Annotated in this window: 15 protein-coding genes; 12 read left to right on the top strand and 3 right to left on the bottom strand. The window is 67.0% G+C overall.

Annotated features, from left to right (window positions below; genetic code table 11):
- Nucleotides 1-28: 28 nt before the first annotated feature.
- The 5 genes from O3305_RS06190 to O3305_RS06170 all read left to right on the top strand — a co-directional run bounded on the left by O3305_RS06190 (nucleotide 29) and on the right by O3305_RS06170 (nucleotide 8,652).
- A complete protein-coding gene (locus O3305_RS06190) occupies nucleotides 29-3,145 on the top strand; it encodes a TonB-dependent receptor (protein ID WP_269575604.1) in 3,117 nt (1,038 codons plus the stop codon).
- 111 nt (nucleotides 3,146-3,256) lie between these two features.
- Entirely contained in the window at nucleotides 3,257-4,807 is a 1,551-nt protein-coding gene (locus O3305_RS06185) for a tryptophan halogenase family protein (protein ID WP_269575603.1), read from the top strand.
- The gene (locus O3305_RS06180) at nucleotides 4,804-6,357 is read left to right on the top strand and encodes a tryptophan halogenase family protein (RefSeq protein ID WP_269575602.1); all 1,554 of its coding nucleotides are present in this window, start codon (nucleotides 4,804-4,806) and stop codon (nucleotides 6,355-6,357) included. Before O3305_RS06185 ends, O3305_RS06180 begins: the two co-directional genes overlap by 4 nt.
- A complete protein-coding gene (locus O3305_RS06175) occupies nucleotides 6,357-7,412 on the top strand; it encodes a LacI family DNA-binding transcriptional regulator (protein WP_269575601.1) in 1,056 nt (351 codons plus the stop codon). The genes O3305_RS06180 and O3305_RS06175 overlap by 1 nt, the downstream gene beginning before the upstream one ends.
- Before the next feature lie 34 nt (nucleotides 7,413-7,446).
- Nucleotides 7,447-8,652 carry an MFS transporter gene (locus O3305_RS06170; protein WP_269575600.1) on the top strand — a complete coding sequence of 402 codons (1,206 nt, stop codon included), beginning with the start codon at nucleotides 7,447-7,449 and terminating at the stop codon, nucleotides 8,650-8,652.
- Between the two features lie 129 nt (nucleotides 8,653-8,781).
- On the opposite strand, the gene O3305_RS06165 is transcribed toward O3305_RS06170, so the two are convergent.
- Complete coding sequence (locus O3305_RS06165; protein ID WP_221416224.1) at nucleotides 8,782-9,087, bottom strand: hypothetical protein; 306 nt, start codon at nucleotides 9,085-9,087, stop codon at nucleotides 8,782-8,784.
- A 20-nt stretch (nucleotides 9,088-9,107) separates the two neighbouring features.
- A complete protein-coding gene (locus O3305_RS06160; protein WP_269575599.1) occupies nucleotides 9,108-10,610 on the bottom strand; it encodes a L,D-transpeptidase family protein in 1,503 nt (500 codons plus the stop codon).
- Nucleotides 10,611-10,808: 198 nt separating this feature from the next.
- On the opposite strand from O3305_RS06160, the gene O3305_RS06155 reads away from it, so the two are divergent.
- From O3305_RS06155 to O3305_RS06125, 7 genes are all read left to right on the top strand, one after another.
- Nucleotides 10,809-12,143 (top strand): MFS transporter, encoded by a 1,335-nt coding sequence (locus O3305_RS06155; protein WP_269575598.1) that lies wholly within the window; start codon nucleotides 10,809-10,811, stop codon nucleotides 12,141-12,143.
- A gap of 237 nt (nucleotides 12,144-12,380) precedes the next feature.
- Nucleotides 12,381-13,121 carry a GDSL-type esterase/lipase family protein gene (locus tag O3305_RS06150; protein ID WP_269575597.1) on the top strand — a complete coding sequence of 247 codons (741 nt, stop codon included), beginning with the start codon at nucleotides 12,381-12,383 and terminating at the stop codon, nucleotides 13,119-13,121.
- 146 nt (nucleotides 13,122-13,267) lie between these two features.
- Nucleotides 13,268-15,208, top strand: coding sequence for a glycoside hydrolase family 97 protein (locus tag O3305_RS06145; protein ID WP_269575596.1), 1,941 nt, complete (start codon nucleotides 13,268-13,270; stop codon nucleotides 15,206-15,208).
- Nucleotides 15,209-15,286: 78 nt separating this feature from the next.
- Nucleotides 15,287-15,730, top strand: a complete 444-nt coding sequence (locus tag O3305_RS06140; RefSeq protein ID WP_269575595.1) for a cupin domain-containing protein — start codon at nucleotides 15,287-15,289, stop codon at nucleotides 15,728-15,730.
- 29 nt (nucleotides 15,731-15,759) lie between these two features.
- Nucleotides 15,760-16,905, top strand: coding sequence for a Gfo/Idh/MocA family protein (locus tag O3305_RS06135; protein WP_269575594.1), 1,146 nt, complete (start codon nucleotides 15,760-15,762; stop codon nucleotides 16,903-16,905).
- Between the two features lie 23 nt (nucleotides 16,906-16,928).
- Nucleotides 16,929-18,272 carry a Gfo/Idh/MocA family protein gene (locus tag O3305_RS06130; protein ID WP_269575593.1) on the top strand — a complete coding sequence of 448 codons (1,344 nt, stop codon included), beginning with the start codon at nucleotides 16,929-16,931 and terminating at the stop codon, nucleotides 18,270-18,272.
- A gap of 199 nt (nucleotides 18,273-18,471) precedes the next feature.
- Complete coding sequence (locus O3305_RS06125) at nucleotides 18,472-19,494, top strand: oxidoreductase (protein WP_269575592.1); 1,023 nt, start codon at nucleotides 18,472-18,474, stop codon at nucleotides 19,492-19,494.
- A gap of 38 nt (nucleotides 19,495-19,532) precedes the next feature.
- Here the strand turns inward: O3305_RS06125 and O3305_RS06120 are convergent, their stop codons facing one another.
- Nucleotides 19,533-21,746 carry a beta-glucosidase family protein gene (locus tag O3305_RS06120; RefSeq protein ID WP_269576469.1) on the bottom strand — a complete coding sequence of 738 codons (2,214 nt, stop codon included), beginning with the start codon at nucleotides 21,744-21,746 and terminating at the stop codon, nucleotides 19,533-19,535.
- Nucleotides 21,747-21,763 lie beyond the last annotated feature (17 nt).

Here is a 21,763-nt window from a genome sequence, read left to right as displayed (position 1 = left end):
GAAGGGAATGAAGGGAATATCCAGTTTGATGGCCGGCTTGCTGGCGACGACCGCGATGGTCGCGCCGGCATGGGCCCAGGATACGGCCGTGGTGCCGCAGGACACGCAGGATGCGGGTGAAGAGATCGTCGTCACCGGCATCCGCGCGTCGCAGGCCAAGTCGGTCGACATCAAGCGCAACGAGACGGCGATCGTCGATGCGATCTCGTCGGAAGACATCGGCAAGCTGCCGGACGTGACGATCGTCGATGCGCTGCAGCGCATCTCGGGAGTCCAGATCCAGCGCAGCGCCGGCGAAGGCTCGACGGTCAACATTCGCGGCCTGCCGCAGGTCATCACGCTGCTCAACGGCGAGCAGTATCTGAGCCCGGGCAACCTCGGCACCGCGCAGCCGAACCTCAACGACATCCCGGCGCAGCTGATGAACGCCGTGGTCGTCTACAAGTCGCAGGACACGCGCAACGCGCTGTCGGGCATCTCGGGCACGATCGACCTGCGCACCCGTCGCCCCTTCGACATGAAGGAAGGCTTCGTGTTCTCGGGGCAGGGCGAATATGCCCGGGGTTCGAACACCAAGCATAACGACTATCTGTTCAGCGGCCTGGCCAGCTGGCGCAGCGACCGCTTCGGCGCGATGGTCGGCGCGACCTATAGCCGCAACCGTCTGGGCAACAGCTATGCCGGCATCGGCGGCGGCGTGTTCGGCAACAATGACTGGGGCGGTTCCGGCAACAACTGGATTTCGCCGCACGGCTATGAATTCTTCAACCGCGAAGTCGAGCGCCAGCGCTTCGGCATCAACGGCGCCGTCCAGTTCAAGATCGACGACGACTGGACCGTCACCGGCGAAGTCTTCCACACCGAGCTGGTCGAGCACAACCGCGCCGCCGGCATCAACATCTCGAACCGCTGGAACGGCCTTGGCTGGACCACGCCGACCGACAGCACGCCCTCGGGCCAGACCGCCGGCAACGGCCAGCCCTGGCTGGACGTGAACCAGTATGATCTCAATGTCTGGTGGTTCAACTCGTTCTCGGTCAACCGCACCGCGCGCGAGCACTCGACCAACTACAATTTCCAGATCGACTACGACAAGGACAACTTCAAGTTCAGTGCCCGCGCGCTGAAGTCCAACGCCAACATGCGCAGCATGAACGGCCAGGTGCAGGGCGACCTGAGCAACTGGCAGTACGCGCCGGGCCGTGCCTTCACGCTGTTCCGCAACGCCGCGGACCGCACCCGTGGTCCGTTCTACCCGGCGAACATCGCGTCGCAGTATCCCGCGTCGCAGTATTCGAACGGCGTAGTCGGCTCGCGCGGCGGCCGCTACATCAACCCGAACCCGCTCGGCTATGGCCAGGACCCGCAGCTCCATCTCGATCTGCGCGGCTCGAACCCGGCGATCAGCGGCTTCGACACCGCCATCTCGGGCGGCCTGGGCGCCGGCAAGACGCTCAAGGACTATATGGCCAATCTCGACAGCTATGCTGTCGCGGCCTTCTCGTCCGAGGGCAACCAGGAGAACCATGCGAGCCTGGGCGTGTTCCGCGCCGACGGCAGCTATGATTTCGACGAAGGCGGCCTGTTCGGCCTGCTCAACCGTGTCGATGTCGGCGTGCGCCGTTCCGACCGCCAGACCCAGATCCGAAACTTCCACCTCTTCTCGAACTTCTACGGCGGCAACGGCGCAGCGGTTCCGGAAGGCTGCCTTGCGCAGTGGAAGGCGATCGACGTTGTTATGGACAACGCCCAGTGTTCGGCGGGCGAGTTCGTCTCCAACCCGGGGTACAATGCGGCACTGCCGGCGGCTACCGCGCCGTCGAACTGCACCGCGGCTACCGTGGCCAACGCACCGACCTGCTTCCAGGGCTATACGGTCAACCGCCCGACCAAGCTCAATGCCTATACCCCAGTCTATTTCCAGACCAACTGGGGCGGCGTGGTCAACGGCATGCCGGGCCTGTGGGTCGCGGATCCCAAGGCGTTCGACGATGTGAAGGCGTTCCAGGACAAGGTGTTCGGTCCGTCGACCGAGGTCACCATCCCGGGCAACACCTATGACGTCGACCTGGTCGAGGAGAGCGCGTACCTGAACACCGCCTTCTCCACGGGCGGGTTCAAGGCCAATCTCGGCCTGCGCGTCATCAACACCAAGCTGACCGTGAAGCAGAACCTCACCGGCGACACGCGTGCCTATGGTGACACCAATCTCGATACCGGCGACGTGGTTTCGCGCCGCTCGTATCTCGACTGGCTGCCCACCGTCACGCTGTCGTACGACTTCACGCGCCAGCTTCGCGTTCGTGCGGCCTTCGCCAAGACGATGATCCCGCTGGATCTGGGCAATTATGGCGGCGGCCTGACCATCTCGACCGCGGACTCGCCCTGTTCGGGCACGCCGGGGCCGACGGACGCGCCCTGCGGCGTGCGCCAGGTCACCGGCGCCAGCTCGAGCGGCAACCCGAACCTCAACCCGTGGCGTTCGAACAACTATGACGTGAGCCTGGAATATTATCTGGGCCGCGCCTCGATGTTCAACATCGGTGCGTTCAAGCTGGACATCAACAGCTTCGTCCAGAGCCGCACCACCCCGGGCGCGGGCCGCTTCGCGGACGGCGACGGCGTGATCCGTCGTGCGGTTCCGGTCACCCAGCCGGAACAGGGGACGGGTGGGTCGTTGCAGGGATTCGAAGTGGGGGCGAAGCTTGCCTTCAGCGACCTGATCGGCAGCGGTTTCTTCCGCAACTTCGGTATCGACGCCAACTACACCTATTCGGACAGCAAGCAGAACGGCCGTGCACTCGACGGTTCGCGCTTCCCGTTCCCGGATAACTCGAAGAGCCAGGTCAACCTGGTCGGCTGGTACCAGGACGATCACCTGCAGCTGCGCGTGGCGTACAACTACCGCACGCCGCGCCTGGCCTCCACCTTCGGCGGCATCGGCATCTACCAGGATACCGCGCAATATGTGGACGCCAACGTGACCTACAACATCAACGACGCCTTCGCGGTCTACGTGAACGGCTCGAACATCTTCGGCGAGCGCGAGCGCTACTACTTCCAGTTCGACGACGACTCGAAGCAGTACCACTCGCAGAACCGGTTCGAGCCGCGCTTCTCGGGCGGCGTGCGCGTCCGCTTCTAACGAGCCAACCCTCCTGGGCCGGCAGTCCCCATGGGCTGCCGGCCCATTTTTCAGGAGCGGAGGCAGGCGGTTTCGCTTGCGATACCGTTACCAAGACTATCAGATGACATCATGAAGGATGGGGGAATGGCCAGCGGCGCGATCGAGCGTGTCGTCATCGTCGGCGGGGGTACCGCGGGCTGGATGGCGGCGGCAGCCCTGGGTTCATACCTGGCGGGGACGGGCACCCGGATCACCCTGATCGAAAGCTCGGAAATCGGCACGATCGGCGTCGGCGAGGCGACGATCCCGACCATCCGGCGCTTCTACGCCAGCCTTGGCATGACCGACGCCGAAGTGATGCGCGCCTGCGAGGCGACCGCCAAGCTGGGCATCCGCTTCGTCGACTGGAAGCCCGGCACCAGTTTCGTCCACCCCTTTGGCCGCTTCGGGCAGGACCTGCGCGGCATCGACTTCCATCATTTCTGGGCGAAGGCCCGCGCCGCCGGCCAGGCCGCGCCGCTGGAGGAATATTCGCTGGGCGCGATGCTCGCGCGCGAAGGCCATGCCAGCGTGCCCTTGCCCAACCCCCCGAGCCAGCTCTCGGTGTTCGACTGGGCGCTGCATTTCGATGCCGCGCTGTTCGCCGCGCACATGCGCGACTATGCCGAGCGCAGCGGCGTCACGCGGATCGACGCGAAGATCACCGACGTGTCGCTGCATGGCGAGACCGGCTTTATCGAGAGCGTGACGCTGGGCAGCGGCGAGAAGGTCGAGGGCGACCTGTTCATCGATTGCTCGGGCTTCCGCGGCCTGCTGATCGGCGAGGCGCTGGGCATCGGCTACCAGGACTGGTCGCACTGGCTGCTCTGCGACGGCGCCTTTGCGGTGCAGAGCGAGCGGGTGGGCCTGCCGCCGAGCTGCACCACGGTCACCGCGCGCACCGCCGGCTGGCAATGGCGCATCCCGCTGCGTGCCCGCGAGGGCAATGGCATCGTCTTTTCGAGCAGTTTCCAGAGCGACGATGAAGCGCGCGCCGAGCTGCTCGCCCATGTGCCGGGCAAGCCGACGATGGAGCCGCGCCGGCTGCGCTTCACGCCGGGCCGCCGCCAAGTTGCCTGGGCCAAGAACTGTGTGTCGCTGGGCCTGGCATCGGGTTTCCTCGAGCCGCTGGAATCGACCAGCATCGCGCTGATCGAGACCGGGATCGAACGGCTCAAGCAGCTCTTCCCGGACCAGGGCTTCGATCCGGCGGTGATCGCCGAATACAATATTCAGTGCGCCGAGGAGATGGAGCGCGTTCGCGACTTCATCATCCTCCACTACACTCTCAGCACCCGCGAAGGGCCGTTCTGGCAGGCGTGCCGCGACATGACCTTGCCCGACACGCTGGCCGCCAAGATGGAGCTGTGGCGGGCGCGGGGCGCGTTCATCCGCTATCGCTGGGAGATGTTCCACCCGGCATCCTGGCTGGCCATCTATGGCGGGTTCGAGCATCTGCCCGAGCGGATCGATCCCGGCGTCGCGGCGGTGCGCGTTGCCGAACTGGCGCCGGCGCTGGAGCAGATGCGGGCCGCGGTTGCCCGTACCGTCTCCGACACGCCGACGCATGAAGAGTTTCTCGCGACGGTGGACGGCGCCGCTGCCGAGCCCCGGAACCAGTCGCTAAGGACGCCCGCATGAACAGCCCCGACGCGCTCCGCAAAGTCTGCATCGTCGGCGGCGGCACCGCCGGCTGGATCGCCGCCGCGGTGATGGCGCACCACATGAAGGGCAGGCTCTTCGAGATCGAGCTGGTCGAGAGCGACGATATCGGCACGATCGGGGTAGGGGAGAGCACGATCCCGCCGTTTCTCGAGCTGATCGCCAAGCTCGACATCAACGAGCAGGAATTCATCCGCGAGGTGCAGGCCAGCTTCAAGCTGGGGATCGAGTTCAAGGACTGGTGGAAGCAGGGCGAGACCTATTTCCACCCGTTCGGCGATGTCGGCCAGCGGATCGAGCTGAGCGACTTCTACCAGGTGTGGCGCAAGGCGAAGCTCAACGGCCATGACTTCGCGCTGCAGGATTTCGCGCCAGCCACGGTGATGGCGCATGCGGGCAAGTTCATGCTGCCGTTCAAGGCGCGGGGCACGCCGATCGCCGGCGCTTCCTATGCGCTGCATGTCGATGCCAAGCGCGTCGCCCAGTATCTGCGCGGTCATGCCGAGGCGCGCGGGGTGAAGCGGACCGAGGGCATCGTCACCGATGTCGCGCTCGACGATCGCGGCTTCGTCTCGACGCTGACGCTCAAGGACGGGCGGACCGTCGACGCGGACTTCTTCATCGATTGCTCGGGCTTCCGCGCACTGCTGATCGAGAAGGCGCTGGGCACCGGCTATACCGACTGGTCCAACTATCTGTTCTGCGACCGCGCCATCGCCGCGCAGACCGAGAATGTCGGTCCGCCCAAACCCTATACGCTGGCCGAGGCGCAGGACGCCGGCTGGCGCTGGCGCATCCCGCTGCAGCACCGCACCGGCAATGGCCATGTCTTCGCGTCCGAATTCATGAGCGACGACGAGGCGACGCGCATCCTGCTCGACAAGGTGGAGGGCGAGGTGGTCGCCGGGCCGATGGTGGTGCCGTTCAAGACGGGCGTGCGCCAGCAGATCTGGCACAAGAACGTGCTGGCGATCGGGCTCGCTTCCGGCTTCATCGAACCGCTGGAGAGCACCGCGATCCACCTGATCTATCGCGGCATGGACTTCTTCTTCCGCTTCCTGCCCGATCGCCACTGCGACCCGGCGCTGGCGGAGGAATATAACCGGCGGATGATCGCGGACTATACCGAGATCCGTGATTTCATCGTGCTCCATTATTGCACCACAGCGCGCGACGACACGCCCTTCTGGCGCAAGTGCCGCGACATGGAATGGCCGGACAGTTTGAAGGAGCGGGTAGAACTGTTCCGCGCGAACGGCACCCTGCGCGAAGGGCTGGACGAGCTGTTCCGATCGGTCAGCTGGTTCTCCGTGCTCGACGGGATGGGCGAGCTGCCGCGCACCTATCATCCGCTGGTCGACCGGATCGACGAGGCCGGGCTCTATGCGGGCTTGGCCCAGGCGCGCGACCAGCTTGCCGGCTTCGTACGCCAGTTGCCGACCCAGCAGCAGTTCATCGATGCGCATTGCCGCGCGGAGAAGGTCGATCTAGGCCGGCCGGCCCAAGCTGCCATGTCTGCCGGGGTTTGATGCAGAAGAAACGCGCGATCACGATCAAGGATGTGGCAGCCGAGGCGGGAGTCTCGCTGCAGACGGTGAGCCGCGTCATCAACAAGGGGCCGAACGTCACTGCCGGCGTGCAGGCGCGCGTGCAGGCGGCGATCGACAAGCTGGGCTATGTGCCGAGCCTGGCGGCACGGCGGCTGGGCGGATCGCGCTCCTATCTGATCCTGGCGTTCAACGACGAGCGGCCGACGCTCGAGGGCTGGCAGTCGCGGCGCGGCAATGACTGGGTCGACCAGATGCTGTTCGGCGGGATGCTCAAATGCGCCGAGCATGGCTATCGCATGCTGTTCGAGCTGGTGGATTCGCATTCGGACCAGCTCGAGGCACAGGTGCAGGCGGCACTCTCCGCGCTGCATCCCGACGGGGTGATCCTGACGCCGCCGCACAGCGACGATCCGCGGATCACCGAGCTGCTCCACCGCAACGGGCTGATCTTCGCGCGGCTCGGCTCGCACCAGGAAGGCCCCGGCTTCGCGGTCTATATGGACGACGAGGCGGCGGCGCGGCGGGCGACCGAGCATCTGCTCGACCTGGGGCACACGCGCATCGCCTATGTCCAGGGCCATCCCGAATATGCGATGAGCCCGGACCGGCTGCGCGGCTTTACCAGCGCGATCGAGGCGCGCGGGCTCAAGGTCGAGCCGGCCTATCTGCAGCCGGGCGACTTCACCTATGAGGCGGGCGTCGATGCGCTGAACACGCTCGCTTCGCTCGACGTGCCGCCGACCGCGGTGCTGGCGAGCAGCGACGAGATGGCGCTGGGCGTGCTGCACGCGGCCGGGCCGCTCGGGCTGTCTGTGCCGGGCGACCTGTCCGTGGTCAGCTTCGACGACACGCCGACGGTGCGGATGAGCGTGCCTGCGCTGACCGCGATCCGCCAGCCGATCGCGGCGATGACCGCGCGCGCGGCCGAGCTGCTGATCGAGGGCAAGGCGCGGGGCGGAGCGCTCGACTATGCGCGGCACCTGCTTCCCTTCGATTTCGTCGAACGTGTCTCGACCGCGCCGCCGCGGCGTTGACTTGGGCGCGGGGGGCGCCGATTGTCCGCCGCCCATGCCACGCTTCGTCTCGCCCGGCCGCGGCTTCATCTTCCTCTACGCGCTGGCCTATTCGGGCATGTTCGTCAGCTTCATGCCGTTCGTCATGGTGCTGCTGCCGCTCAAGGCGGCGCAGGCCGGGGGCGAGCATGCGGTGCAGCTGCTCAGTGCCGGTGCGCTGGGCGGCGCGGCGGTGGCGAGCATCACCAACATCCTGTTCGGCGCGCTGAGCGACCGCACGCGCCTGCGCCACGGCACGCGCAGGCCGTGGGTAACGGTCGGGCTGGGCGTGCTCTGCGCCGCTTATGGCGTGCTGCTGGTCTCCGCCGATCCGGTGAGCCTGCTGCTCGCGGTGTTCTGCATCCAGATCGGCATCAACATGATGTTCGCGCCGATCGCCGCGGTGATGGCGGACGAGATACCCGACGACCAGAAGGGCGTGGTGGCGGGGCTGACGGGCATCGCGCATCCGATCGGTGCGATGTCGGCGGTGCTGGTCACGCTCCCCGGGCTGGGCAGCGACCTGACCCGCTATGCCTTGCTCTGCCTGCTCTTCATCGCGTTGACCGCGCCCTTCCTGCTGCTCGCCCGCGAAGGCGCGGCGCTGCCCGCGCCTCCGCCCGCCCCGCAACGCGAGCTGCGCCGGTTCGACTTCATCCTCGCCTGGACCTCGCGCATCCTGTTCCAGGTCGCGGGCAATGGCCTGTCGACCTATGGCTTCTATTATTTCCTGTCGGTGCTCGACCGCGAGGACATCAGCAAGACCAGCGTCGAGGCCAATCCGATCGTCGCGACGATGACGGCGTCGACGATCATCGCAGTGCTGCTGACGGTGCTGGCGGGGCGCTTCTCGGACCGGATGATGCGGCGCAAGCCCTTTCTGGCGGCGGGGGCGGTGGGCATGGCGGCGGGGCTGACGGTGATGGCGTTCGCCAAGAGCTGGGGCATGGCGGCGGCGGGGCACGCGCTGGCGCTGTCCGGGCTCAGCGTGTTCCTGGCGATCCACTCGGCGATCGCGATGCAGCTGCTGCCCAACCCGGAGCATCGTGGCCGCGACCTGGGCGTGCTCAACCTGACCAATACCCTGCCGGCAATGGTCGCGCCGCTGCTCGCGCTGGCGCTGGCGCCGGAGAAGACCGGCTACATGATCTGGCTGCTGATCCTGGCGGGCGGCACGCTGGCCGGCGGCGCGGTGTCGCTCTGCATCCGGACGCAGGATTAGGCCTATCGAAAATGAGCTGCCCAGGTTCCCCGGCGAAGGCCGGGGAACTGCCAAGTCAGCTGTCACATCCTGACTGGCGACACGGGGTGGGAGCGGGCGAGTACCTGCGGTACCCGCCCGCGCTTGAACTCAATGCACCGGCTCGCCCGCGCTCGAATTGCGGTCGACCTTGGCGGTCATGCCGGTGGCGTCGGCGTCGTCCTGGGTCTGCTCGTCCGGCGCAAGGCTCGGCGCCGAGGGGGCGGTGTCCGCCGTGGTGGCGTTGGTCACCGCCGGGGTGGCGACCGGCTCGTCGATCGTGACGTTGGAGAAGCTCTCCGGCTCGCCGATGTTCGCGACGATGGTCTCGTTCGCGGTCTCGTCGGGCTTGCCGCCCGAGCAGGCGGCGAGCGCCAGGCCGGCGGTGGCGATCAGGGCGAGGGTGCGGATCTTCATCTGGTTCATTCCCCTTGTTATCAACGTGCGGAAACGGCGGCGGCGGTGATCGCCGAGCGCTTCTCGATCTTTGCCGCGAGATCCTTGTCCCAGCCATAGGGATCGCCGCGGAAGTTCATCGTGCCGTTCGCGTTGGCGAAGGCGGTCCAGTAGAGCAGATAGACCGAGACCTGATCCTGGTCCTGCAGGCTCACGCGCAGCGTGTCGCCCTTGGCGAGCGCGGCGTTGATCTGCTCGGGCTGCCAGTTCGGATCGTTGCGCAGCAGCAGCTGGGCGAGCGGGCCCGGCTTCTCCAGGCGGACGCAGCCATGCGAGGCAAGCCGGCTGAAGCTGGCGAAGGTCGACTGCGACGGCGTGTCGTGCAGGTACACGGCATAGTTGTTCGGGAAGTCGAACTTGTAGCGGCCGAGCGCGCTCTTCGGGCCGGGCTGCTGCTGCAGGCGGCGGTTCGCGCCGGTGCCGATGATCTTGTAGCCCTGCGCCTTGAGCGTGGCCTCGCCCTTGGGCCACAGCTCCTTCTGGGCGATGCCGGCCGGCACGTTCCAGGGCGGATTGAGCACGATCGAGTGGATCTTCGACTGGAGCATCGGCGTCTCGTTGCCGGGACGGCCGGTGACGGCCTTCATCGATGCGATCGGGGAGTCGCCCTCGAACACGGTGAGCACGGCGGCGGCGATGTTCACCTGGATGCGCTTGGCGGGCAGTTCGCTCGGCAGCCAGCGCCAGCGCTCCATGTTCGCCATGATCTGGCCGACGCGGTCCTCGGCCGGCACGTTGAGCGCGGCGAGCGTGCCCGACGAGACGACGCCGGTGGGGTTGAGGCCGTAGCGGCGCTGGGCGCGGACGACGGCGTCCTTGAGCTCGGCATCGAACTTGTCGCCGGTGGCGGTGACCTGGCTGTCCTCGACCGAGAGGCGCTTGCGCAGGGCGGCGACGCGGGCGCCGCTGGCGCCGGCGGCGAGGTCGGGACCGGCGGCGAGCTTCTGCCAGCCGCCCTTGGCGACGATCTGGCGATAGGTGGCGAGGCCGGCCTGCAGCGCGTCATAGCCGGCCCAGGGCGGCGGCAGGTCGCGCAGCCAGGCGCCGACGCGGTTCTGCTTCACTGCCTCGGCAAAGGCGGGCAGGGGATCATAGGCAGTAGGGCGCAGGCCCCAGTTCGGGTCGAAATCGGCCTCCGCAAGGCGGCCCGAATGGACGGCGCGGGCATAATCGAGCGCGGCGCGGACCAGCGCCTGGTTGTCCTTGAAGCTCGGCGTCGGATCGCCGGCGCGACGCAGGCCCTGGGCGAAGCCGGCCTCGGTGAGGATCGGCGCGAGCTCGGCGGCCTGCGATGCGCTCAGCACCGGCAGCACCACCGGCGCGTTCGGAACGAACGGCGGCACGGGTACGACGGGCAGCGTCTGCGAGGGGTTTGTCTGCGGCGCGGGGGCAACCTGTTGCGCGACGACAGGCGCCGCGATTCCGGCAAGTACCGCTGTCCATGCGGCACGGCGGGCCACCCGGCCCGAAAACACTTTGGTCACTCGCAATCTCCTTCGCGGCCGCCCTGAGGCCGGGCGACCTGAATCGCCACCTGCTATTAAGCCAAAGCGGGCGCGCGTGGCGAGCGTCGAATTTATACTTTGCGACGACGCGCCTTGACAGTGGCAACGTTGTCGGACCAGTTTCCCTCAAACGCCCGCCGTGGCAAGGAGCGGGCGACGTCCGCAGGGAGAGGTTTCTTGGCATCTACACGTTCAACACAGACGACGCTGGCGTTCGCCGCCGTCACAACCCTGTTCTTTGCCTGGGGGTTCATCACCTCGCTGGTCGACCCGCTGGTCGCCGCGGTGAAGGGCATCTTCACGCTCACCGATTTCCAGGCCCAGGCGAGCGCCTTCGCGTTCTTCTTCGCCTATTTCGTCGTCTCGATCCCGGCCTCGGCACTGGTTTCGCGGCTGAAGGCAGTGCCTTCGATCATCGCCGCGCTGGTCACGATGATCGCCGGCTGCCTGATCATGCTGACCGCCGCCAACGCCGCCAATTACTGGCTGGTGCTGCTCGGCCTGTTCGTGATGGCCAGCGGCATCACCGTGCTGCAGGTGGCGGCCAATCCGCTCGCCGCCGCGCTCGGTGACCCGAAGGGCAGCCATTTCCGCCTGGTGCTCAGCCAGACCTTCAACTCCTTCGGCACCTTCCTCGGCCCGCTGCTCGGCGCGCACCTGTTCCTGCAGGGCGTCGAGGTGAAGGAAGGCACGACGATCACTCCCGAGATCCGCGCCCAGGCGCTGCAGGGCATCGACTCCGCCTATTTCTGGATCTGCGGCCTGATCGCCGCGCTGGCGGTGTTCTTCTTCCTCAGCCGCCGTGTCGTCACCGAGGCAGCTCCGGCGCCGGCGACGACCAGCGACGGCCTGTTCGCGGCCTTCTCGTCGAAATGGGCGCTGTTCGGCGGCCTCGCCATCTTCCTCTATGTCGGCGCCGAAGTGTCGATCGGCACGCAGATGGCGCTGTTCCTCAACTCGAACGCGATCTGGGGCCAGTCCGACGCCGCGTTCAGCGTGCCGCTGCTCGGCTATGCGATGGGTAGCGACGGCGTGCACGGCGTTTCGCTGCAGGAAGCCGGCAAGGCCGTTGCCTTCTACTGGCTTGGCGCAATGGTCGGCCGCGCGATCGGCTCGGGCCTGCTCACCGTGGTGAAGGCCCACAAGCTGCTCGCGCTGTTCACGGCGATCGCCGCGGCGATGTGCCTCTATGTCTTCGCGGTGGGCGGCGTCACCGCCGGCTTCGTCGCGCTGGCGATCGGCCTGTTCAACTCGATCATGTTCCCGGTGATCTTCACGCTCACCCTGGAGCGTTCGACCGCGAGCGCCGAATCGACGTCGGGCCTGCTCTGCACCGCCATCGTCGGCGGCGCGATCCTGCCGCTGCTGGTGGGGCTGGTCTCGGGCTCGCACGGCTACAGCTTCGCGCTGATCGTTCCGGCGCTCTGCTATGTCGCGCTGTGCGGCTTCGCGATCGCTGCCGGCCGTGCGCCGGTGGTCAATGCCGAGGGCGAGACCGCTTCGATCCACTGATCGGAGAAGCTTCGTTCACTTGCCGCCGGACCCCGGATACTCCCCTCCGGCGGCAAGGAAACGAACTGGTGCGCGTTACGCTGTCCGACCCGACGCCGATATCCGCGCACAACACCGGGCCGATCCACTAAACGGCCCGTTTCGCCAGAACTTGCGTGCCTTTCTTCGGAGCGCCCGATCCTGCATCGGGCGCTTCCTTGCGCACCCGGCCGGCGCTACTGTTACCGGTATCTAACGATGCCGGAGAGTGCCGAGATGCCGATCGTCCGCCGTGGTTTCCTTGCCGGAGCGCTCCTGCTCCCCGCCGCTGCCCGGGCCGCCCAGGCGCAGGAGAGCTGGGAGGACAAGCATCAGCGCCAGCTCAAGGAAGACTGGCCGTGGCTCGGCCGCTACGCCGCCGACAACGCAACGCTGATCGCCTCGGGCCGGAAGGTCGATATCGTCTTCATGGGCGATTCGATCACCGAGGGCTGGCAGTCCAAGCATCCGGCCTTCTTCACGCCCGGCCGGATCTGCCGCGGGATCAGCGGGCAGACCACGCCGCAGATGGTGCTGCGGATGATGGCCGACGTGATCGCGCTCAAGCCGCGCCTGATCCACATCATGGCCGGGACCAACGATATCGCCGGCAACACCGGCAAGATGACCGTCCAGCAGAGCTGCGACAATCTCCGCATGATGACCGAGCTGGCCCAGGCCAACGGTATCAAGGTGCTGCTCGCCTCCGTGCCGCCAGCGGATCATTTCCCGTGGCGCCAAGGCCTCGAGACGGTGCAGCCCATCCGGAAGATCAACGCCTGGCTGGCGGACTATGCCCGCCGTGCTCGCGCCACCTATGTCGACTATACCGGCGTGCTGGCGACCGGGGAGGGCGCGATGAAGCCCGGCATGGCCTATGACGGGGTGCATCCGACCGAACAGGGCTATGCCGCGATGGAGACCGTGCTCGCGCCGGTGCTGAAGGCGCACAAGGCGTGATGCGGTTCCTGCGCAATTCCCCTCCCTGCAAGGGAGTGGGCAGGGGTGGGTCGCGTCATGGCGATACTGCTTCCACCGGCTTCATCGCGCCGTATCGCGTGCATCCACCCACCCCCAGCCCCTCCCTTGCAGGGAGGGGGGTACTGTTGGCGCTCGCGGCTCTCTTCTCCATCACGCCCGCTTCCGCGCAACAGCTGCTCACTGCCGTCTCGCCCGACGGCGGCAACCGCATCTCGATCCAGCTCAATGGCTCGGGCACGCCGGTCTATGCGATCTCGCGCGCCGGCAATATCGTGATCGCGCCGTCGCCGATCCTGCTCGATCTCGATGCGGATACGCTGGGCTATAATCTCGCGGTTACGGGATCGGAGACGGCCAGCGCCGATGCGCGCTATCCGATCGTGGCGGGTACCGCCTCGGAGGCGCGCGACCACTACAACCAGCTCACCGTGCACTTCCAGGAGAAGGCGGGGGCGAAGCGCAGGCTAGACATCGTGCTGCGTGCCTATGACGACGGCGTTGCGTTCCGCACGGTCGTTCCCGTCCAGCCACAGACCGCGGCGGCGATCGTCCGCTATGATCGCACCGGCTTCTATTTTCCACCCAGCTACAAATGCTGGGGCTTCAATGTCGGCAAGTTCGGATCGAGCCATGAGGGCGAGTTCGACCCCGTCGATGTCCCGCATCTGCGCGACCATAATCTCTTCGACGTCCCCTTTGCCTGCGAGACCGGCAAGGCTGCCTTTGCGATCACCGAGGCGGACCTGATCGACTTTGCCGGCATGTATCTGACCGGGCGCGGTGACGGCGGGCCGGGCCTGCAGGTGAAGCTCTCGCCTTCGCTCGACGATTACCGGATCGCGGTGCACAGCCGTGTCGGCAGCCCGATCGTCACGCCGTGGCGGGTGGTCATGCTCGCCGACCAGCTCGGCAAGCTCAACGAGAGCAATCTGGTCAGCAACCTCTCGAGCGCGAGCCGGATCGAGGACACCAGCTGGATCAAGCCGGGCCTGACGAGCTGGGACTGGTGGAGCGGGCCGGTGATCGCGTCGCTCCCCGGCCAGCGCAGCACCACTGCGGTCGCAAAGGCGCTGATCGACTTCGCTGCCGCCAATGGCCTGCCCTATACGATGATCGACGAGGGCTGGTACGCCGGGGCCGGCGGGGGCGGGGTGCGCCGCCCGGGTGTGGACATCACCAGATGGGCCGATGCGCTGAACCTCCAGGAAGTCGCCGACTATGCGAAGTCGAAGAAGGTGCGGCTGTGGCTGTGGATGCACTGGCAGGCGCTCGACGAGCAGATGGAGGATGCGCTCGCGCTCTACGAGAAGATGGGCGTTGCCGGCATCAAGGTCGATTTCATGGACCGGGACGACCAGTGGATGGTCAACTGGTACACCAAGCTGCTCGGCGCGGCGGCGCGGCATCATCTGATGGTCGATCTGCACGGCGCGTTCCCGCCGCGCGGACTGGCACGCACCTGGCCGAACTTCATGACGCAGGAAGGCGTGATGGGCGCCGAGTATAACAAGTGGAGCAGGCGGGCGACGTCGCGGCACAACGTCATGCTTGCCTTCACGCGCGGGCTAATCGGGCCGATGGACTATACGCCGGGCGGCTTCCGCAACGTGACGCCCGAGACCTTCCGCATCCGGAACGACCTGCCCTTCGTCCAGACGACGCGGGCGCATGGGCTGGCGATGTATGTGGTGTTCCTGTCCCCGTTCGCCGCGGTGGCGGACAGCCCGGATACCTATGCTGCGAGTCCCGCGGGGTTCGACTTCATCAAGGCGGTGCCGGCGAGCTGGGACGAGACACGCTATCTGGCGGGCGAGACGGGGGAGTATATCGTGCTCGCCCGCCGCAAGGGCCGGACCTGGTATCTCGGCGCGATGAACAGCGAGACCGCGCGCAAGGTCACTGTGTCGCTCGATTTTCTCGGGCCTAGGGGTGGAGTGATGCGGCTCTGGGCGGATGGCGCCCAGCCGGATGCACCGGTCCTCACCGAGAAGCGAGTGGCGGACGGAGAGACGCTGACGCTCGATCTCGCGGCACATGGCGGTGCAGTGGCCATGTTCGAAAAATAGAGTTCAAAACTCGGACAATTGCGGTTATCACTCCCTTGTCCCAAGCGGCGAACGACCGCGCGGACGAGGAGAGTGGTGATGCGAATCACGCAAAGGGATGTGTTCGTCGCAAGCGCGGCATTGCTCTGCGGATGGGGTGCCAGCGCTCTTGCCCAGCAGCATGACCTGCTTGGGCCGACGGTGTGGGACTGGAACAAGCTCACGGTCCAGAAGACCGATGTCGGCGAGATCCGCAACCTCGTCCGCCAGCCGACCGCGACGCTGTCCGAGCTGGAGATGCACGTCACCACGCTCAATCCGGGCCTGTACTCGCACCCGCCGCACACCCATCCGAACGAGGAGCTGGTGATCGTCGACACCGGCACCGTCGAGACGCTGTCGGGCGGCAAATGGGAGCGGCTTGGGCCGGGTTCGGTGATCTTCAATGCGTCGAATGCGCCACATGCGTTGCGCAATGCGGGCGGGACCCCGGCGACCTATCACGTTATCAACTGGAAGACCGCCGCGACGCCGCCGAAGTGACGCGGGGTGAAATGACAGGAGTGCGTGACATGGACCGTCGTTCGATCCTCGGCATGGCCGGCATTGCCGCGATGCTGCCCCCCGAAGTGCTCGCCCAGTCGCAGAGCTCGGGCAATGCGCCGTCCGAGAATGCCGCGCCTGCCGGGCCGGAGCCTGGGGTGAAGCACCGGGTCGATTTCGGCGTGATCGGGCTCGACCATGCGCATATCTATTCGATGACCGACGCGATGATCCGCGGCGGCGGCGTGCTCAGGGCCTTTTTCTCGGCCGATCCGAAGCAGGTCGACACCTTCCGCAAGCGCTATGGCAATGCCGTGAAGCTCGCCCGCAGCGAGGACGAGATCCTGGGCGACGAGGCGATCGGGCTCATCGTCGGCGCGCCGATCCCCGATCTGCGCGCGCCGCTGGGCATCAAGGCGATGCGCGCGGGCAAGGACTATCTGGGCGACAAGCCGGCGATCACCAGCCTCGAGCAGCTTGCCGAGGTTCGCAAGGCGATCGCGGAGACGAAGCGCAAGTTCGCGATCATGTATTCCGAGCGGCTGGAAGTTCGCGCCGCGGTCCATGCCGGCGAGCTCGTCCAGCAGGGGCGGATCGGCAAGGTGATCCAGACGGTGAACCTCGCGCCGCATCGTGTCGGGGCCGGGCGGCCGGACTGGTTCTGGGACAAGAACCGCTATGGCGGGATCCTCACCGATATCGGCAGCCATCAGGCCGAGCAGTTCCTGTTCTACACCGGTTCGAAGACCGCGCACGTCGTCGCGGCGCAGACCGGCAACCTCAAATGGCCGGACAAGCCGGGCTTCGAGGATTTCGGCGACATGATGCTGACCGGCGACGGCGGCACCGGCTATGTCCGAGTCGACTGGTACACGCCCGACGGCCTGCCGACCTGGGGCGACGGCCGGCTCTTCATCCTCGGTACCGAGGGCTATATCGAGCTGCGCAAATATGTCGACATCGCGGGGCGCCCCGGCGGCAACCACCTGCTGATCTGCGACAAGCAGGGCGTGCGCTATATCGACTGCTCGAAGATGCCGCTGCCCTTCGGCTCGCAATTCATCACCGACATCGTCGAGCGCTCTAGCGTGGCGCAGGATCAGGAACAGGCCCTGCTCGCCGCCGAGCTGGTGCTCACCGCACAGAAGAACGCGACGAGGCCCATCACGGCCTGAACCACGAAGAGGAGGAGAGGGGCATGCGGCTTTCCAGACGCCAGGCGATCGGAGCGGTAGCGGCGCCGATGATCGTGCCGTCCAGCGTGTTCGGCCGGAATGCTCCCTCCAACCGTGTTGCGGTGGGCGCGATCGGTGTCGGCCGGATCAGCCGCGTCCATGACATGAAGGAGATCCACAAGCACGCCGACGCCCAGATCGTCGCGGTGTGCGATGTCGATACCAAGCGGCTCGGCGCGGGCATGCAGCTGGTCGATGACCGTTATGCCGCCAGCACGGGGAAGAATTACTCCGGTACGCGCGGCTATACCGACTATCGCGAGTTGCTTGCCGCGACGGACATCGACGCGGTGCTGATCTCGACCCCCGACCACCAGCACGCGCCGCTCGCCGTGCATGCGGTGCAGGCGGGCAAGCATGTCTATCTGCAAAAGCCCGCCTCGCTGACCATCGCCGAGGGTCGGCGGATGGCGGACGAAGTGAAGAAGTCGGGCAGGATATTGCAGATCGGCTCGCAGCAGCGCGGGCAGGACCCCTGGCCGCAGTTCCACCGTGCCTGCGAACTGGTCCGCAACGGCCGGGTCGGCAAGCTCAGGCATGTCGAGATCGGCTTGCCGGGCGATCCTTCGGGACCCGAGGCGCCGCGGATGCCGATCCCGCCGAACCTCAACTACGACGCCTGGCTGGGGACCACGCCCGAGCAATATTATACCGAGATCCGCGTCCATCCGCAGAACAGCTTCGAGGATCGCCCGGGCTGGCTGCGCATGGAGCAGTTCGGCGCCGGGATGATCACCGGCTGGGGCGCGCATCATGTCGACATCGCCCATTGGGGCATGGACATGGAGCATTCGGGCCCGGTCGAGATCTGGGGCAGTGCCGAATTCCCCAAATCCGGCCTGTGGGACGTGCACGGTCCGTTCGAGACGCATGCCCGCTATGCCAATGGCGTGACGATGACGATCTCGGGCGCGCTGCCCAATGGCGTGAAGTTCATCGGCGACAGGGGCTGGGTGTTCGTCCAGCGCACCGGCGCGGTCTCCTCGTCAGATCCTTCCAAGCCGGCCGAGGTGCCGCTGACCGCGAGCGATGCGAAGATCCTCGACAGCGTGATCGGCCCGAACGAGGTGCAACTCTACAAGGCGCCCGAGCAGCACCGGAACTGGCTCGATGCGATCCTGAAAGGGGTACCGGTCAGCGCGCCCGCCGAGATCGGCCACCGCGCCTGTTCGACCTGCCTGCTCCATCATGTCGCGATGAAGACCGGGCGGCGCCTGAAATGGGATCCCAAGGCCGAGAAGTTCATCGGGGACGATGCGGCAAACGCGATGCTCAGCCGGCCGCAGCGGGCGAAATACGCGATCTGAACGGCTCCCCTCCGTGATCTTGCTCGGGAGTCGGGATCACGCTTTTTCTTCGTTCATGGATGCATGTCTCTCTTCGTCACCCCGGCCTTGAGCCGGGGTCCCGCTGTCTCTAATCGGCGGAAGAAGCGGGACCCCGGCTCAAGGCCGGGGTGACGTGCATGTTTCAGAGAACCCAACGGAAAGAGCAAGGAGGCGCCGCATGATCCGCACCGGAGTTATCGGCTATGGACTGGGTGGGCTCGCCTTCCACGCGCCGCTGGTCGATGCGGTGCCCGAGCTGGAGCTGGCGGCAATCGCCACTTCGCGCGCCGACCAGGTGCACGAACGCTATCCGGATGTGGCGGTCACCAATGCCGATGCACTGCTCGCCGATCCGTCGATCGAGCTTGTCGTCGTCACCACGCCCAACGACACGCATGTGCCGCTCGCGCGCCGGGCGCTGGAGGCGGGCAAGCATGTCGTGATCGACAAGCCCTTCGCCACCAACGTCGCCGATGGCGAAGCGCTGGTCGCGCTGGCCCGGGAGAAGGGTCTGATCGCCAGCGCCTTCCACAACCGCCGCTGGGACGGCGACTTCCTCACCGTGCGCAAGCTGCTCGACAGCGGTGTTCTGGGCGAGGTGATTCTGGCGGAGCTGCGCTGGGACCGGTTCCGCCCCGCACTCGCCCAGGCCTGGAAGGAAGATCCCGAGGCCGGTGCCGGCATCCTCGCCGATCTCGGCCCGCACCTGATCGACCAGGCGCTCCAGCTGTTCGGCAGGCCCGAGGCGGTCTACGGCGACATCGCGGTCCAGCGCGAAGGCGGGCGGACCGACGATTATTTCGAGATCACGCTGTTCTACGGCGAGCGCCGCGTGACGCTCTCCGCCGGGCGCCTGTTCGTCACGCCGCGCCCGCGCTTCTGGCTGCACGGCACGAAGGCGGACTTCGCCAAGCATGGCCTCGACCCGCAGGAGCCACGGGTGAAGGACGGCGCGTGTTATACCGATCCCGGCGTCGGCGATGAGGAGGCGCGGTTCCACGGCACGCTCACCCGCGCCGATGGCAGCAGCGAGATCGTGCCGACCGAGGCCGGGGACTATCGCGGTTTCTATGCCGGTATCGCGCGCGCCATTGCTACCGGCGGCCCCGCGCCGGTGCCGGGCGAGGACGCGGTGCTGGGCCTGCGCGTCGCCGAGCTCGCGCGGGAGAGTGCACGGGAAGGACGGCGGCTTAGCCTCTAACCGTCATCCCCGCTTTCGCGGGGATGACGAGGGAGAGATCAGGGCCGCCAGCCCACTGCGATCGTCCGCGGGGTCAGCGTCACCGGCACCGTCGCGACGATGTCCTTCGCCGAGGTGCCGAGCAGCACCTTGTAGCTGCCACCCGCGATCTTCCAGCTGCTGCTCGCCGCGTCCCAGGTTGCGAGCAGGCGCGGATCGACCTTGAGCGAGATCTTCTTCGCTTCACCCGGCGCCAGCTCGACCTTGTCGAACGCGCCCAGACGCTTCGGCGCTTCCCAGCCCGCGCCGGCGACATAGAGCTGCGGCACCGCCTTGCCCTTCACCTTGCCGGTGTTGCGCACGGTGAAGCTGGCGGAAACGCTGCCGTCATCGGCACGCGCACTCAGCCCCGAATAGCCGAACTCGGTATAGCTGAGCCCGTGGCCGAACGGGAAAGCCGGAGTCAGCCCCTTGGCGTCATACCATTTGTAGCCGACCGTCGCGCCTTCGCTGTAGGTCGTGTCGCCCTTGTTCGGGGTCGACGGCTTGGGCAGCTGGTCGATGCTGGCGGGGAAGGTGGCGGGCAGATGACCCGAGGGATTGACCTTGCCGAACAGCAGGTGGGCGATCGCGCCGCCGCCCTGGGTGCCCGGATACCAGGCGGCGAGGATGCCGGCGACCTGGCCACGCCACGGCGTCAGCACCGGCCCGCCGGTCTCGAGCACCACCACGGTGCGCGGATTGGCCTTGGCTACCGCTGCGATAAGCTTGTCCTGATCGTCCTCGAGCGTAAGCGATACGTCGAACGCCTCGCCCGCCCATTGCGTCGCGAAGACGATCGCCACGTCCGCGCCCTTGGCCAGCTTCGCCGCGCTGCCGACATTGCCGCCATCGGCGAACACCACTTCGGCATTGGGCGCCTGTGCCTTGATCGCGGCGAGCGGCGCGTCGGGATAATACATTACCGGCCCCGGCCAGCTGGTCGGCTTGAGCCCGGGCACCGCATTGCCCGCCACTGGATAGACCAGCGAGGAGCCGCTGCCGGCCAGCACGCCCTTGTCGGCGCGTCCGCCGATCACGACGATCTTCCGCGTCGCCGGCGAGAGCGGCAGGATCGCGCCCTTGTTCTGGAGCAGCACCGCGCCGCCCTCGGCATCCTTGCGGGTCACTTCGCCGTGATCGGCGAGCATCGCCGGCGCCAGGTCCATCGGCGCGTCGGTCACCGGCTGGTCGACCAGCCCGTTGGCGAACATCGCGTGCAGGATCGCGCCGGCCATCGCGTCGAGCCGTGCGGCCGGGACTTCGCCCTTGGCCACCGCGGCCTTTAGCGGCGCGCCGAAATAGGGCTCCTTGTCGAACGGGAAGCCGGAGTCCTGGTCGAGCCCGGCATTGGCGGCCGGCGCGGTCGAATGGGTCGCGCCCCAGTCCGACATCACATAGCCCTTGTAGCCCCAGTCGCGGCGGAGCACGTCATTCAGCAGCCACGGATTCTCGCAGGCATGGGTGCCGTTCACCCGGTTGTACGAGCACATCACCGAGCCGGGATCGCCCTTCTCGATCGCGAACTGGAAGGCGAGCAGGTCGCTGGTCCGCGCCGCTACCTGGTCGATGATCGAGTTGCCGGTATCGCGATCGGTTTCCTGATCGTTGATCGCATAATGCTTTACGGTCGAGACGATATGGTTCGACTGGATGCCGGCGATCTGCGCGCCGACCATCGTGCCCGCAAGCAGCGGATCCTCGCCGCCATATTCGAAGTTCCGCCCGTTGCGCGGCTCGCGCATCAGGTTGACGCCGCCGGCGAGCATCACGTTGAAGCCCGACGCGCGCGCCTCCGCACCGATCATCGCGCCGCCGGCATGGGCCAGGTCGACGTCCCAGCTCGCGGTCGTGGCCAGGCCCGAGGGCAGGGCAGTGCGTCCGCGCTTCTTCGCCGCGCCGCCCTGGGTGGCGACGCCGACGCCGGCATCGGTCTGCCACTGGGGCGGGATGCCCAGCCGCGGGATGCCCGGGATATAGCCGGCCGAGCCCGGCCGCGCCTCGGCAGGCGCCTTGTAGCCGTTCTTGGGCGCGAAATCGGTGCCGAAATAGCCGAAGACCAGGGTGAGCTTCTCGTCCTCGGTCATCTGGGCGAGCACTGCCTTCACCCGCTCGTCGGGCGCGCGCTTGGCGTCGAGCCAGGGCCGGGGCTGGTCCTGCGCGGCGGCGGGTGCCGCGGCGGCCAGGGCGATGCCCAGCGCGATCAACGAACCTGCAACGGCGTGGCGGCGCATCTTCATGATTCCCTCTC

Origin of the sequence: Sphingomonas sp. NIBR02145 (assembly GCF_027359115.1) — a bacterium.
GTDB classification, from domain to species: domain Bacteria; phylum Pseudomonadota; class Alphaproteobacteria; order Sphingomonadales; family Sphingomonadaceae; genus Sphingomonas; species Sphingomonas kyeonggiensis_A.
This window is presented reverse-complemented; position numbering and strand designations above follow the sequence as displayed.